Origin of the sequence: Abiotrophia defectiva ATCC 49176 (assembly GCF_037041345.1) — a bacterium.
Taxonomy (GTDB): Bacteria; Bacillota; Bacilli; order Lactobacillales; family Aerococcaceae; genus Abiotrophia.
Genome location: NZ_CP146287.1, coordinates 1,408,824 through 1,424,440 on the forward strand (window position 1 = coordinate 1,408,824; position 15,617 = coordinate 1,424,440).

15 protein-coding genes are annotated in these 15,617 nt (G+C 44.9%); all 15 read right to left on the reverse strand.

Features of this window, described 5'->3' with window-relative positions; all coding sequences use genetic code 11:
- Positions 1-9: 9 nt before the first annotated feature.
- On the reverse strand, positions 10-444 hold the full coding sequence (gene nusB / locus V7R82_RS06565) for a transcription antitermination factor NusB (RefSeq protein WP_338542044.1): 435 nt from the start codon (positions 442-444) through the stop codon (positions 10-12).
- A 10-nt stretch (positions 445-454) separates the two neighbouring features.
- Positions 455-874: an Asp23/Gls24 family envelope stress response protein gene (locus V7R82_RS06570; RefSeq protein ID WP_023390970.1), complete on the reverse strand. Its 420-nt coding sequence runs from the start codon at positions 872-874 to the stop codon at positions 455-457.
- A gap of 22 nt (positions 875-896) precedes the next feature.
- Complete coding sequence (locus V7R82_RS06575) at positions 897-1,964, reverse strand: Xaa-Pro peptidase family protein (RefSeq protein WP_338542047.1); 1,068 nt, start codon at positions 1,962-1,964, stop codon at positions 897-899.
- 43 nt (positions 1,965-2,007) lie between these two features.
- Positions 2,008-3,726 (reverse strand): ribonuclease J1, encoded by a 1,719-nt coding sequence (gene rnjA, locus V7R82_RS06580; protein ID WP_070755307.1) that lies wholly within the window; start codon positions 3,724-3,726, stop codon positions 2,008-2,010.
- A gap of 1 nt (position 3,727) precedes the next feature.
- Positions 3,728-3,943, reverse strand: a complete 216-nt coding sequence (locus V7R82_RS06585) for a DNA-directed RNA polymerase subunit epsilon (RefSeq protein ID WP_291454721.1) — start codon at positions 3,941-3,943, stop codon at positions 3,728-3,730.
- Positions 3,944-4,128: 185 nt separating this feature from the next.
- Positions 4,129-4,581 carry an SsrA-binding protein SmpB gene (gene smpB, locus V7R82_RS06590; RefSeq protein ID WP_268444934.1) on the reverse strand — a complete coding sequence of 151 codons (453 nt, stop codon included), beginning with the start codon at positions 4,579-4,581 and terminating at the stop codon, positions 4,129-4,131.
- 23 nt (positions 4,582-4,604) lie between these two features.
- Positions 4,605-7,202 carry a ribonuclease R gene (rnr, locus tag V7R82_RS06595; RefSeq protein WP_338542051.1) on the reverse strand — a complete coding sequence of 866 codons (2,598 nt, stop codon included), beginning with the start codon at positions 7,200-7,202 and terminating at the stop codon, positions 4,605-4,607.
- A 39-nt stretch (positions 7,203-7,241) separates the two neighbouring features.
- A complete protein-coding gene (locus tag V7R82_RS06600; protein WP_314394462.1) occupies positions 7,242-7,988 on the reverse strand; it encodes an alpha/beta hydrolase in 747 nt (248 codons plus the stop codon).
- 67 nt (positions 7,989-8,055) lie between these two features.
- Positions 8,056-8,292 carry a preprotein translocase subunit SecG gene (secG, locus tag V7R82_RS06605; protein WP_083316232.1) on the reverse strand — a complete coding sequence of 79 codons (237 nt, stop codon included), beginning with the start codon at positions 8,290-8,292 and terminating at the stop codon, positions 8,056-8,058.
- A gap of 67 nt (positions 8,293-8,359) precedes the next feature.
- Complete coding sequence (locus tag V7R82_RS06610; protein WP_291454441.1) at positions 8,360-9,145, reverse strand: sulfite exporter TauE/SafE family protein; 786 nt, start codon at positions 9,143-9,145, stop codon at positions 8,360-8,362.
- Between the two features lie 292 nt (positions 9,146-9,437).
- Positions 9,438-10,736 (reverse strand): phosphopyruvate hydratase, encoded by a 1,299-nt coding sequence (gene eno, locus V7R82_RS06615; protein WP_023391042.1) that lies wholly within the window; start codon positions 10,734-10,736, stop codon positions 9,438-9,440.
- A 110-nt stretch (positions 10,737-10,846) separates the two neighbouring features.
- On the reverse strand, positions 10,847-12,376 hold the full coding sequence (gpmI, locus tag V7R82_RS06620) for a 2,3-bisphosphoglycerate-independent phosphoglycerate mutase (RefSeq protein WP_306485983.1): 1,530 nt from the start codon (positions 12,374-12,376) through the stop codon (positions 10,847-10,849).
- Positions 12,376-13,131 (reverse strand): triose-phosphate isomerase, encoded by a 756-nt coding sequence (gene tpiA / locus V7R82_RS06625; protein ID WP_268444953.1) that lies wholly within the window; start codon positions 13,129-13,131, stop codon positions 12,376-12,378. Before tpiA ends, gpmI begins: the two co-directional genes overlap by 1 nt.
- Before the next feature lie 75 nt (positions 13,132-13,206).
- Positions 13,207-14,397, reverse strand: coding sequence for a phosphoglycerate kinase (locus V7R82_RS06630; protein WP_070755291.1), 1,191 nt, complete (start codon positions 14,395-14,397; stop codon positions 13,207-13,209).
- Between the two features lie 198 nt (positions 14,398-14,595).
- Positions 14,596-15,597 carry a type I glyceraldehyde-3-phosphate dehydrogenase gene (gene gap, locus V7R82_RS06635; RefSeq protein WP_070755289.1) on the reverse strand — a complete coding sequence of 334 codons (1,002 nt, stop codon included), beginning with the start codon at positions 15,595-15,597 and terminating at the stop codon, positions 14,596-14,598.
- Between the last annotated feature and the right edge of the window lie 20 nt (positions 15,598-15,617).

Here is a 15,617-nt window from a genome sequence, read left to right on the forward strand (position 1 = left end):
CTTTTGCTTTTATTTTTTTAGGTCTTTAAGTAAACCTGCTAGTACACCATTAATGAATTGCTTGGATTTGTCATCGCTAAAGGTCTTGGCTAGCTCTACCGCTTCATTGACCGCTACCTTGCTTGGCACTTCGTCCTCACTCACATAGAGCAATTCGTAGAAAGCGACACGTAGAATGGCTAGGTCAATCCGCGCCAAGCGTTCCAAAGTCCAGTCTTCAGCTAGATAATGACTAATACGTTGGTCTAACTCTTCAGCTGTTTGATTGACACCCTGAACAAGGCGGTCCAAGTAGGCATCAGAGCCTTCAAATCCAGCTTCAGGGTCGTTACCTGCTTCAAGAGCGAAGGTACAAGCTTGGTCTAGGCTGACAGGTACTTGAGGTCGTATGAGTTGGAAGATGGTCTGAACAGCCTTCTCCCGAACTTGGTGTCGATTGCTCATCTTGGTCACACTACTCACCATCAGTTTCATCTAAATGGAGATAATCCACTGCCTGACTAGCTTCTGTTTGGATGCTAGCAACATGGACATTGACTTCTTGAACAACTAAGTCTGTCATGAAGAAGATTTGTTCTTTAACTTTTTGTTGAACCTTCATGGCTACTTCAGGTACAGAATAACCGTATTTAAGGTCGATTTTAACATCAATGGCAATTTCTGAATCATCGCGGCGAACACGGGCACCTACCCGATCAGGATTCATACCAAAGAATCCACCTACTTCTGTTTGGAAGGACTTGTGGAGTTGGTAGACTCCTTCTACTTCGCTTACAGCCTTAGCTGCAATGGCTTCAAGAACACCCGTTGTGATGTTGATTTCCCCTAAGGGTGCCACTGTTTGTGGTTCAAAATGACTGTTTTCTTGGGTCATCTGGGCTTCCTCCTTTTAAGGTTTAAACTTCTAAAATAATCAATTCTTTTGGACTGCGGTTTAGCAATTCTACATGGTCTGGATGAACTACTAAGTCGTCTTCAATCCGTACACCACCTAAGCCTTCGATATAAATACCGGGCTCATTGGTAATGACCATACCAACTTCCACTGGTTGGTCATTCTTGGCATTAACGCCTGGCGCTTCATGAATGTCCAAACCAACACCGTGACCCAAACTATGGCCGAAGTATTGGCCATAACCTTTTTCACTGATGTAGTCACGCGCGATAGCGTCTAGTTCCGCCCCTGTCATACCAGCTTTCGCTTTTTGGTTTACCAAGTTATGGGCATCAAGCACAACATGGTAAATTTCTTCCAGTTTTGGATCAATCGATCCGACCGCAATAGTCCGGGTCATATCGGAAGAATAACCTTGGTAGTAGCAACCGAAGTCTAAGGTCACTACATCGCCTTCTTCAATCACCTTGTCAGAGGCTACCCCATGAGGCATAGCAGAACGTAAGCCACTAGCGATAATGGTATCAAAGGACATGGCACTAGCTCCTAAGGTTTTGAGGTAACGTTCTAATTCGTTAGCCACCTCAATCTCAGTGACACCTGGCTTAATGAAGGTCAGAATATGGCTGAAGGCTTGGTCGGTAATCTCGCAGGCCTTCTTCATAGTTGCCAATTCGTCTGCGTCTTTAATTTCGCGGATTTTCTCAATTAAGCCCTGAGTTGGTACCACTTCTGGACCAAAGAAATCCTTAATGCGAAGATAAGTAGAAACGGTCATTTCGTCCGCTTCAATCCCGACTTTCTGAACCTTATGGGCAACTAAGAAGTCATTAATTTCAGCAAAGATTTCCTTTTTGTTTTGTAACAAAGTAAAATCTGGTGCTTGCTTACTTGCTTGCTGCACATAACGGAAATCAGTTACGAAAATGGCTTGATCTGACGTAATAATCAAGGCCGCAGTCGTCCCTGTAAAATTAGCTAAGTAGCGAATATTTTTTAAGTTAGTCACTACCAAGGCATCTAAGCCTTGTGCAGCGAGCTGAACTCTTACTTTTTCAATACGTGACATAAACATTCCTCTTTTCTAATAAGCTTATCTGTCTAGATTTTGCTTAGTCTTGTTCGGTTCGTTGTTTGCGACGGCGGACACCCTTATTGATGTCCAACAAGACTGGCATAATCATTGGAGAACGTTCGGTCCGTTCATAAATTAGAGGGACGATAGTGTCCATAATCATTTCGCGAATCAGGCGTTCGCTCACGTTATTGCCATTTTCGTTAAGGCCACGGTTAATGGCTGACTTGAGACTAGACTGTAAGGAGTGAATTAGGTCGCTAGACTCTCGCATGTAGATAAAACCACGCGACATAATGTCAGGTCCGCTAACCAACTGCTTGTTCTCATAGTCTAAGGTGGCAGAAATCACCACTAAACCATCTTCTGATAGGTTACGACGGTCGCGGATTACGACATGGCCAATATCGCCAATGCCACTCCCATCCACATAGATACTATTTGCCGTAAACTTACCCGCAATTCGAGCACTATCAGCAGTTACCGCTAGCATTTGACCATTTTCCATAACAAAGCAGTTTTCCTTAGGAATCCCTGTTTGTTGGGCTAGGCCAGCTTGAATGCTCTGCATACGGAATTCACCATGGACTGGCATGAAGTACTTAGGCTTCATAAGGCGCATCATCAGCAATTGCTCTTGCTGACCACCGTGACCAGATGTGTGGATGTTGTTAACCTTACCATGAATAACATGGGCCCCAACTTCGCAGAGTTGGTTAATGACGCGGTTAACACTCATGGTATTACCAGGAATTGGTGAACTTGAGAAGATGACTGTATCGTTAGGTTGAACCTGAATCTGACGGTGAGTTCCGTTGGCGATACGGCTTAGGGCCGCCATAGGTTCCCCTTGCGAACCCGTACAGAGAATGATGAGTTGCTCAGCCGGCACCCGGTTGAGGTCACGTTGCTCTACAAAGAGTTCATCGTCATCTTTGATATAGCCTAGTTCCCGCCCTGTCTTAATAGCAGATTCCATACTGCGCCCGAAGACAGCAATCTTACGTCCTGTTTCTTGAGCCGTTTCAACCACCTGTTGGAGACGCGAAACGTTAGAAGCGAAGGTTGCAAAGATAACCCGGCCTTCTACCTTCTGAATAATGTTTTTAATAGATTGTCCCACCACTTGTTCCGACTTGGTAAAGGTTGGAATTTCTGAGTTGGTAGAATCCCCTAAAAGGACTAAAACGCCCTCTTCCCCGATTTTAGCCATGCGATGTAAGTCTGCTGGCTTACCTACTGGAGTGAAGTCGAACTTATAGTCACCTGTGAAGACAATGTTACCTGGCGGGGTCTTAACGACCACCCCGTAGGCTTCAGGAATACTGTGGGTTGTCAGATAGAAGCTGACGGTTGTCTTGCGGAAACGAATGACCGCATCTTCATCAATTTCGTGAATCTCAGCTTGGCGCAGAAGGCCGCGTTCTTGCAACTTATTGCGAATCAGCGAAGCCGCTAATTTACCGGCATAGATAGGTACATTGATTTGCTGCAAGAGGAAGGGAATGCCCCCGATGTGGTCTTCGTGACCGTGACTAATAATCAGGGCTTTGACCTTACTCTGGTTTTGCATAATGTAAGAAAAATCAGGAATTACGTAATCAATCCCTAACAAATCATCTTCCGGGAACATAACCCCACAATCTAGTAAGATGATTTCGTCTTGGAACTGTACACCATACATGTTCTTCCCGATTTCGCCTAAGCCCCCTAGGGCGAAGACGCCGGTTTCGTTATTTTTTAAATTAACTGCCATACTAGAACACCGACACTTCGAAGTCCGGGTTGGACTCTTGCTCATAAGCTAAATGAGCAGGTGATAATTCTTGGACGAACTCCACATTGTATGGTGTATACTTAGCAATCAATTCCCGTGCTTCCCCTTTGCTAGCAGCTTCTATATAAAGGGTTTGGGTATTTTCCCGAGTAGGAACTTGTTGGGTATTGGGTTGATATGTTACTTTAAAAATCATTGATTAATAACTTCCTTTCTCTATCTAGTTGCCTCCTGAGCGAGGCAGACTCTATCAATCTTATTCTACCACAATCCGCTCTTAATAGGAAAGTATGGTAACCATTTTTTTACATAAAAGCTTATCGACCTAGCTCTTTACAAGACAATGGACACAAAAAAACTGGGACCCATGGTCCCAGTTGCTTATCTGATTTTAAGGGCGCGGTCAATATCCCGTTTGGCCTGTTGGTCCTTGAGGGCATGACGCTTATCATACTTGTTCTTACCACGCGCAAGACCAAAGAGTAATTTGGCCCGTCCTCTTACCAGATAAACCTTCAGTGGTACTAGGGTCATCCGGTTTTGTTGAACTTCGCGGTGTAGAGTCTGAATCTCTTTCTTATGAAGCAAGAGCTTACGGTCACGCTCCGGATCATGGTTAAAAATATTACCATGGTCATAGGGGCTAATATGGACTTGCTTCAGCCAGGCCTCCCCGTCACGAATGGAGATAAAGCCATCCTTGAGGTTCATCTTGCCCTTGCGAATGGACTTAATCTCTGTCCCGGTTAAGACCATGCCTGCCTCATAGGTTTCGAGAATCTCATAATCATGACGCGCCTTACGATTCTGAGCTAAAGGCTTATCTTGCGACATCAGTCACCTCTTTTCCGCAGGAGCTAACCTAGGCGGTTAGCCTGAGGTTGCTTGCGTTTAATCTTAAATTGCTTGAACTTGCTTTCCGTAGACTTAGCTGACTTTTTGCTAGCCTTATCGCCAGTAAAAGACTGCTTCTTATCCTGACGGCTATCCTTACTTTGATGCTCAGACAGTTCCTTGCGATGACGCTTGCTAGCAGACTTAGATTTGGCTTTGCCCTTGTCCTCTTGACGGCCTTTATTGGCTTTTGAGCCCTTGGACTTGCTCGCTCCAGCCTTATTGCCTGAGGCCTTGTCTTCTTTAGTCACACGCTTCTTCTTAACGGAAGCTCTAGCTGACTTGTCTTTGCGCTGTCTGTCTTGAGTCTTGCCTTTGGCCGACTTATTAGCAGCCTTGGCTTGTTTACTACGCTGTAGGACTAAGTCTACATCTAAGCCAGTCACTGGTTCAGCTTCAAGCAAGCCAAAGTCAATTTCGCGTTCGCCAACATTCACAGCTTCCAAACGTACTTTAACCTTCTGACCAATGCGGAAGATTCGCCCTGTTCTTTGCCCTACTAGCAAGAGATGGGCCTGATCGAACTCATAATAGTCGCCCGTCAAGTCCTTAAGACTAATCAAGCCTTCTACTGTGTTAGGCAAGGCAACAAAGATACCAAAGGAGGTCACCGAAGAGATGACGCCTTCAAATTCTTGCCCGATTTTATCTAGCATGTATTCGGCTTTTTTCATGGCAGTCACATCGCGCTCGGCGTCAATGGCCCGACGCTCCATTTTAGAACTTTGGTCAGCAATGCCTGGCAACTGGTCAAAAATACGAGCCTTATCCTGATGACTTGGTTTCTTATCCAGATAACGATGAATAAGGCGATGAACAATCAGATCCGGATAGCGCCGAATAGGCGAAGTAAAGTGGGTATACTCAGCCGTTGCTAACCCATAGTGACCAAGGGCTTCTTCACTATAACGGGCTTGCTTCATAGAACGCAACATCATAGTGGAAACAGCCTGTTCAAAGTCTTGCCCATCGACTTGCTTAAGGGCTTGCTGAAGTTGCTTAGGTGCAATGGTTTCTACCTTACCTCTGAGGACAATGCCAAAAGCTGTAATGAACTCAGCGAATCGCTGCATACGTTCTGAATCAGGTTGTTCATGGACCCGATAGAGCATAGGATAGTCACATGTCATATAGTGCTTAGCCACCGTCTCATTAGCCGCCAACATAAAGGACTCAATCAGGCGTTCAGCCACGCCTCGTTCCCGCAATTGAATATCTAAGGGATGACCTTGGCCATCAACTAAGACCTTGGCTTCTAGCGCATCAAAATCTAACGCCCCTCGCTTAATCCGCTTGGCTTCTAGCAGATGGTGGAGCTTGCTCATATCTTCTAAAAGGTCCACGATTGGCGCATATTTTTGACCTAGCCCCTCATCCCCTTCTAGAATCGCATTGACATCATCATAGGTCATGCGGTAAGAAGAATGGATGACTGAGCGGAAGATACGATGGGATTTAACCTGCCCTTGGCTATCTATAACCATTTGGCAAGATAAGGTCAAGCGATCTTCATGCGGATGTAGGGAACAAATCCCATTAGACAAGCGTTGCGGCAGCATTGGCACGACTCGGTCAGTTAAATAGACAGAAGTCCCGCGCTGATAAGCTTCCAGATCTAAGGCAGAACCTTCTTCAACATAATAGGACACGTCAGCAATATGAACACCTAGGACATAGTCGCCATTATCTAGGCGCTCAAGCGAGATAGCATCATCCAAGTCCTTGGCATCTGCCCCATCAATCGTCAGGATGACCTCTTGTCGTAAATCTTCCCGATTGGCAAGGTCCTGAGCTGATAAGGTCTGAGGCACTGCCTCAGCGGCTTCTTTAACTACTTCTGGGAACTCATGCGGAATTCCGAATTGATAGAGAACGGATAAGATATCCACACCGGGTTCATCCCGGTGACCAATTTCCTTGGCTACTAAGCCTCGCAAGAGGTGAGGGGCCTCTGCCGTCGGATACTGACTAATCTTAACAATACAAATAGCATGGTCAGCAGGCTGAATCCCAGCTGGATCGATTTCAACCCGGACGGCGTCGCTGTAATCACCTTGTGGTAAGACATAGCCCAGAGCCTGACGTTCTTGACGAACTTCACTCGGGTAAGCGACGAATTCCCCTACCAACTGGCTCACTGCGCGCTCAATTACACGCAAGACTTGAACTTCAGAGCCTTTACCCGTTTGAGGGTTGGCCAATTTCAGAACTTCAACCTCAACCGTGTCCCCCTGCATGGCATTCAAAGCTCGTCTTCGAGGAACGAAGAAATCAGGCTGGCCTTCGGCATAGGTGACAAAACCAAAGCCTTGAGCATTAGCTCGATAGGTCCCCACTACTGTCTTAGTAGCCTTGGAGTTAAGTCGATAATGACCTCGTTTGGTCTGCTCTAACTCTCCAATATTATCTAAATAGTTAATAGCACGCACCAATTTCTTATACATCTTGGTGCCACCGTAATTAAGGGCTTTGGCCAAGGATTGGCTCGTCACAGTCGCCCCCGCTTCTTGGTCCTTCAAATAGGACAAAATTCTTTTTTCAATGCTTGTGAGTTCACTCATAGCGTCTCATGCACCTCCTTCGTTTTAAATTAAATTTCTTTAGTTATCAAATGCTTGGATAAATTGCAATAGGCTAGCTTCGAAATCTGACCGATTGCGGTTAGTGGTAATAACATGGGTGTTCTCTTCACACCAGTGAAAGCTGATTTTGGCAGATTCCAGAGCCTCTAGCAAATCATAGACCGCTTCTGGATCCACTAATTCATCTTGGGCCGATTGAACAATGTAAACAGGTAGTTCAATCGAAGCGAGTTGGTCCTCGAAATCGCGAGCGAAAGCCTGAATGTCCGCCACCTGTTGCCGGTGGGCAGTCCGAACTGCTTCTTCTGTCTGCAAATAGGCAGGTAAATCGCCTCGCTTTTCTGCCAAGTAGCGGGCAAAAGACATGAAGCGATTTTCTAGCTGCAGGCCATCCCGACTAATTACGGGAGAATTAAAAACGCCCCCACCAAGAAGTTGACTATCCGCCTCACAAAGGGCGCGCATGGCCATAACCCCACCCATCGATAGGCCGAAGACCAGAACTTTTTCGTAGCGTTCTTTCATAAAGGCTAGAGCCTCTTGCAAGTCTTGCCACCAGATTTCAGGTCCAGCATTCAAGATATCTTGGATATCTGTCGTTCCATGGCCTGTAAATAAGGGACAGAGTACTCCGTAGCCTTGGCGATTCAGTAATCCAGCTTGGGGTCTTACGTCAGCTGTGCTACCAGTGTAGGCGTGGCAGAGAATGATACCAAGCCGTGCTCCCGGAACTTCTAAATAATAGGCACCCTTAGAGAGGGGCATAATCATTCCTCCTTTTCAAGAAAAAAGACCTCTGAGTCTAAGGTCAGAGATCTAAAACTTAAGCAACTTATTTAGAAGAGAAATAAGCAAGTGCTAAGGCTAACACAAAGAACAAGACGCCAAACACCACGGTTGAGCGAATGAGAAAAGCCTCAAAACCACGGGCCTTGGTCTTACTCATTTGGTTCTCGGCACTACCACCTGACAATGAGCTTGCTGCATTACTTTTAGATGGTTGCATGATGACCAACATAATTAGAATAATTGATACGATGACTAAGGCAACAGTCAATACTTCTGACAAGGTACTTCCTCCTTTTTCGAAAATCTCTACCCCTTATAATACCACATATTAGGCAAGCTAACAACTCCTAATGCCATAATTGGAAGGCATTATAGAGATTAATCCCAATGACTAGCAAGACCACCCATTGAAAGACTCGGCGAACAGCTTGGTCGGATAGAAGTCGCGACATCCGCGCTCCTAGTAAGCCACCCACGATAGCAGCTGGTACGATATATACCAAAATCGACAGGTCATAGCGGACAAAGCCTGTCCCCCAGGCAATGGTCACTAACTTGGTTAACTGGGAACAAAAAATAGTAGCAATAGAATAGACGGTTGCTTCCTTGATTGGCATGGCGAAAACGAGCATGAGTAAGGAAACGTTAATCGGTCCCCCGCCGATTCCTAATAGACTGGCAAAAAATCCCAAACTTAAGCCAATAGCACTATACCAAAGCGCTCCTTGCTTGGACCAATGGAAATTTTCGTAGCGCGTATAAATCATGGCAAATACTAAAAGTGCTACAGTCACAACAATTTGAATCAGAGTGACTTGACCGGCCTGTTCTGCCCTTTGAAGCAAAAATTCGAAGGTTTGATTACCCAGGAACCCACCCAAAACTGATCCTAAAGCCAGATAGGCTACTTGCTGCCACTGGATTTTACGTCCCGCTTGAACTTGACGTATGGTCGATACCAAAGACATGGTAAAGACTGCCACCGTCGAATAAAAAGAGATGGCCACTACCGAATCATGCCCTACAAAATCCAAGACCGGCTTGATAATGACACCACCGCCCATACCAGACACACTACCTACCGCATTAGCAACTACAATAATCAGAAAATATAGTACTCCTATTCCACTCACACTCATACGCGCTCCTCTGACCTCATCACTTCTCGTCACTTCTATTTTACACAAAAACAGGGCACTTTGAATAGTGAAGCGACTTCTTTTTGCTACTTCTAACTAAATTCTATTCCCTTTAAGTTTTAGCTTATCTTAAGTTTTTAATTTTTCTTATTAGCGACTACTCCCCTCTTTAATTTCACATAAGAAAATATGTTCAGCTAACAAGCAAGTCAACATTTTGCAGGCTAGTCTAGACAATATAAAAAGAGACTAGGACATATGTCCTAGCCTCGAATTTACTTAAGGATTATTTACCTAAGTTGTAGAAAGACTTCAAGCCGTCGTAGCGAGCTACTTCGCCTAATTCGTCTTCGATACGGAGCAATTGGTTGTACTTAGCGATACGGTCAGTACGTGACAATGAACCAGTCTTGATTTGGCCAGCGTTAGTTGCCACAGCGATGTCAGAGATGGTTGAGTCTTCAGTTTCACCAGAACGGTGAGATACTACCGCAGTGTAACCAGCTTTTTGAGCCATTTCGATTGCATCGAAGGTTTCAGTCAAGGTACCGATTTGGTTAACCTTGATTAAGATTGAGTTACCAATCCCTTTTTCAATCCCTTCAGACAATTTAGCAGTGTTAGTTACGAACAAGTCGTCACCTACTAATTGAACTTTAGAACCTAAACGGTCAGTCAATAATTTCCAACCATCCCAGTCGTTTTCGTCCATACCATCTTCAATGGTGATGATTGGGTATTTGTTAACTAATTCTTCCAAGTAGTCTACTTGTTCAGCAGAAGTACGTTTTGCACCTTTGTCGCCTTCGAACTTGGTGTAGTCGTATACGCCATCTTCGTAGAATTCAGAAGCTGCACAGTCGAAACCTAAGAATACATCTTTACCTGGTTCCAAGCCAACGTTCTTGATAGCTTCTAAGATAGTTTCTACGCCATCTTCAGTCCCTTCAAAGTTAGGAGCGAAACCACCTTCGTCACCAACAGCAGTTACTAAACCACGTTTGTGTAAGATAGATTTCAATTCGTGGAAGATTTCTGCCCCCCAACGAAGTGCTTCTTTGAAGCTTGGTGCGCCTACTGGCAAGATCATGAACTCTTGGAAAGCGATTGGCGCGTCAGAGTGAGAACCACCATTGACAATGTTCATCATTGGTGTTGGTAATACTTTCGTATTGAAGCCACCTAAGTATTTGTAAAGTGGAACGTTTAAGTAGTCAGCAGCAGCGCGAGCAACAGCAATCGATACACCTAAGATTGCGTTAGCACCGAGTTTCCCTTTGTTAGGAGTCCCGTCTAATTCAATCATCAATTTGTCGATGGCGTTTTGTTCTAAAACATCGTAGCCTAACAAAGCGTCAGCGATGACGTTGTTCACGTTGTCAACTGCTTTAGAAACCCCTTTACCTAAGTAACGTGATTTGTCGCCATCACGCAATTCAACTGCTTCATATTCACCAGTTGACGCACCTGATGGAACCATCCCACGACCGAAGGCACCACTTTCAGTGTAAACTTCTACTTCGATGGTTGGGTTACCGCGAGAGTCGAGGACTTCACGAGCATAAACGTCTGTAATGTATGGCATATTGTTCTCTCCTTTAAAGTTGATTAGCCTCTTAATTGCTTAAGAGTATTGCCACTATCTATTTTAGTGATTTTCGTGGCAAAATGCAAAGATTTTCTTGCTTTTTAAACCTATTTCTTAATGAGGGATTCCCCGGTCATTTCTACCGGTTGCGCAACCCCTAATAAATCCAACATGGTTGGGGCCAAGTCAGCCAAACGGCCACCTGAACGAAGTTCTACTCCTGGCTTGGTTACAATAACTGGCACTGGATTAGTTGTGTGGGCAGTCATTGGTTGACCGTCTAAAGTCACCACTTCGTCAGAGTTCCCATGGTCGGCTGTAATGATGGCAGAACCGCCTTTGGCTAAGATTAAGTCCACGACTTCGCCTAAGCACTCGTCAACCGCTTCAATGGCTTTGACAGTTGGTTCTAACATACCAGAGTGACCTACCATGTCAGGGTTAGCGAAGTTAAGGATGATGGCATCCAACTTATCTTCATTGATGGCAGCTACTAAGGCATCCTTGACTTCATAAGCAGACATTTCTGGCTTGAGGTCATAGGTTGCAACCTTAGGAGATGGGATTAAGATCCGATCTTCACCTTGGAATTCCTCATGACGGCCACCACTCATGAAGAAGGTAACGTGAGGATATTTCTCAGTTTCTGCAATCCGTAATTGTTGTTTGCCATTATTGGCCAGAACTTCACCGATAGTGTTTTTGAGGTCTTCCTTCTTGAAGGCAATCTCAGCTAAGACATCATCACTGTATACAGTGAAGGTCACAAACTTGAGGTCTTTTGGATAGTCACCGCGGTCGAAACCTTCGAAAGCTGGGTTAGACAAGGCAGTCCCTAATTGGATAGCCCGGTCTGGACGGAAGTTGAAGAAGACAACAGAATCGCCAGATTCAATCTCAGCTACTGGTTGTCCACCTTCAGTGACCACAAATGGTACGACAAATTCATCGTAAACTTCTTCCTTATAGGAAGCTTCAATCCCTGCCACAGCAGAGTCAAATTGGGCACCTTTGCCGTGAACCATAGCGTCATAAGCCAGTTGCACCCGTTCCCAACGCTTGTCACGGTCCATAGCATAGTAACGACCAGAAATGGTTGCGAAGCGACCTACGCCGACTTCACCAAAGACTTCTTCAGTCTTCTTAACGAAGTCTAAACCTGAAGATGGCGCCACGTCACGACCATCTAAGAAGCCGTGAACATAGACTTTTTCAAGGCCATATTGCTTAGCTAAACGCAAAAGCGCGAAGAGATGCTCGTAGTGAGAGTGAACCCCACCGTCAGAGATTAAGCCCATCAAGTGAAGAGCTTTACCTGATTCTTTGGCTGCTTTCACCGCTTCAACCAATTCAGGAATTTCGTAGAATTGGCCTTCACGAATGGAAATATTAATACGGGTTAGGGATTGATAAACAATACGCCCTGCCCCAATGTTCAAGTGACCTACTTCGGAGTTACCCATTTGGCCATCTGGCAAGCCCACGTCTTCGCCGCTGGCTTTGAGTTGGTTATGAGGGTAAGTTTCCCAGTAACGGTCAAAGTTTGGTTTCTTGGCTGCTTTAACGGCATTCCCGAACACTTCGTCACGAATAGCGAAGCCGTCCAAGATGATTAAGGCTACAGGAGCTTTTGACATTATTTCACACCTTCTAATAACGCTAAGAATGATTCTGGTACTAAAGAAGCACCGCCGACTAAGGCACCGTCAACATCTGGACATGACATGTATTCTGCCACGTTCTCTGGTTTAACTGAGCCACCGTATTGCACGCGTACAGCGTCTGCTGCTGCTTGACCAAAGTTCTTAGCTACGACTGAACGAACCGCCGCACACATTTTTTGTGCGTCTTCTTGGGTTGCAGATTTACCAGTCCCAATCGCCCAAATTGGTTCATAAGCGATAACAGAAGCTTTCACTTGATCTTCTGAGAAGCCTGCCAAAGCAGCTGTTACTTGTTTTTCAACAACTTCTTCTGCTTGACCTGCTTCGTATTGCTCTAAGGTTTCACCACAGCAGATAATTGGCACCATACCGTTGCGGAAGATTGCTAAGCCCTTCTTGTTAACGTCTTGGTCTGTCTCATGGAAGTATTCACGACGCTCTGAGTGACCAATGATAACATAGTCAACACCTAATGCTTTGAGTGATGCTGGGCTAGTTTCACCTGTAAAGGCACCTGCATCTTCGAAGTAGCAGTTTTGTACTGCCAAACCTAAGTTTGACCCAGCTAAGCTTGCTTTAACGTCAGAAGCCACTAAAGCTGGAACGCCTACAACTGCTTCAACAAGATCTGCGGAAGGTAATTTACCTTTAACCGCCTCAACGAAAGCCTTCGCTTCTTCGTTGGTTTTGTTCATTTTCCAGTTACCTGCAATAATTGGTTTTCTCATTAGTATCCTCCTAAGGATTACGGAAGGTCCCAGGGCTTAGAAAAAAGCCCTGGCCTTCACAGATTGATTAAATTCTTATTTATCTGAGATAGAAGCAACCCCTGGTAATTCCTTACCTTCGAGGTATTCTAAGGATGCGCCCCCACCAGTTGAGATGTGAGTGAACTTGTCAGCATAGCCTAATTGAGCTGCAGCTGCTGCAGAGTCCCCACCACCGATAATAGTGGTTGCCCCTTCAAGGTGCGCAATTGCTTCGCAGACCCCAATGGTCCCGCCAGCAAAGTTAGAGAACTCGAAGACACCCATTGGCCCGTTCCATACAACGGTTTTAGCATCTTGTAAGTAGTCAGAGAAGAGTTTAACAGTCGCTGGACCGATGTCTAACCCTTCTTGATCTGCTGGAATAGCATCTGAAGGCACCACTGTAATTGGTGCATCATTGCTAAATTCTGGTGCCACCTTGTTGTCAATTGGCAATACTAATTTGTCGCCAGCCTTGGCCATGATTTCTTTAGCTAATTCTACGCGATCAGCTTCTAAGAGCGAAAGCCCTACTTCGTAGCCTTTTGCTTTGAAGAAGGTGTAAGCCATACCACCACCGATTAAGACTTTGTCAGCCTTATCGAGGAGGTTTTCAATAACCCCAATCTTATCGGAGACCTTAGCCCCACCTAAGATAGCAACGAATGGACGTTTTGGATTGTCAACTGCACCACCAATGAACTTGATTTCCTTGTCCATCAAGAAACCAGCGGCAGTTTCTAAGTGGCTAGCCACCCCAACGTTAGATGCGTGGGAACGGTGAGCTGTCCCGAAAGCATCGTTGACAAAGAGGTCACCCAAGCTTGCCCAGTATTTACCCAATTCAGGGTCATTTTTAGATTCTTTTTTACCATCGATGTCTTCAAAACGAGTGTTTTCGAATACTAAGACATCGCCTTCAGCTAAACCATCGATAGCTGCTTCTAAAGCTGCCCCACGGGTTTCTGGCACGAAAGTTACTTCCTTACCTAATAATTCACCTAAACGTTTAGCAACTGGAGCTAAAGACTTAGAAGCTTTGTCTTCTTCAGTTTTAACTTTGCCTAAGTGAGAGAAGAGGATGAGTTTTGCTTTGTTATCGATTAAGTATTGAATAGTTGGCAAAGCTTGAACAATCCGGTTGTCATCAGTGATGACGCCGTCTTTCATTGGAACGTTGAAGTCCACCCGAACTAATACCTTTTTACCTGCTACATCTAAATCTGTTACGATTTTTTTTGCCATATAAAAACCTCCTTGGGCATGCGATTTGGTGCTGTTATCAATTGACAGCTGTGACTCTTCCTGGCGATGGGTCAACCTGCTGATGCAACTGACCTCAACACCAAAGCGGTGATAATAAACAAAAGGCGAGGAAGCTTGTCACTTCCCCGCCTAGAGTGTCATGCGACTAAGCTCGACATTCGTATATGAAACTTATGATTATAAGCTTGCGAAGTAAGCTAAGGTACGAATTAATTGAGCAGTGTATGACATTTCGTTGTCATACCAAGATACAGTCTTAACTAATTGTTTGTCGCCTACAGTCATTACTTTGGTTTGAGTTGCGTCAAATAATGAACCGTAAGTGATCCCTACGATGTCAGAAGATACGAGTGGATCTTCAGTGTAACCGTATGATTCGTTAGCTGCTGCTTTCATTGCTGCGTTAACTTCTTCAGCAGTTACAGGTTTTTCTAAAACAGTTACTAATTCAGTTAAAGAACCAGTTGGTACAGGAACGCGTTGTGCAGCCCCGTCTAATTTACCGTTCAATTCTGGGATTACTAAGCCGATAGCTTTAGCAGCACCAGTTGTGTTAGGTACGATGTTTGCAGCTGCTGCGCGAGCACGACGCAAGTCACCTTTAGGGTGTGGAGCGTCCAAGGTGTTTTGGTCACCAGTGTAAGCGTGGATAGTAGTCATTAAACCTTCTACAACGCCGAAGTTGTCTTGTAAAGCTTTAGCCATTGGAGCCAAGCAGTTAGTAGTACATGAAGCACCAGAGATTACTGTTTCGTCCCCAGTTAAGATGTTGTGGTTTACGTTGTAAACAACTGTTGGTACGTCGTTACCACCAGGAGCTGAGATAACTACACGTTTAGCACCAGCTTTTAAGTGTAATTCAGCTTTTTCTTTTGAAGTGAAGAAACCAGTACATTCAAGCACGATATCTACACCTAATTCACCCCAAGGTAATTCTTCAGGATTACGGTTAGCTAAAACTTTAACTTCTTTGCCGTTCACACGGAAAGCGCCGTCTAATACTTCAACTTCACCGTTGAAACGACCTTGAGTTGAGTCATATTTTAATAAGTGTGCTAATTGTTTAGCATCAGTTAAGTCGTTGATTGCGACAACTTCCAAACCTTCTACTTCTTGGATACGACGGAATGCTAAACGACCGATACGTCCAAAACCGTTAATACCTACTTTTACTGTCATATTTGACTTCCTCCTTAAGG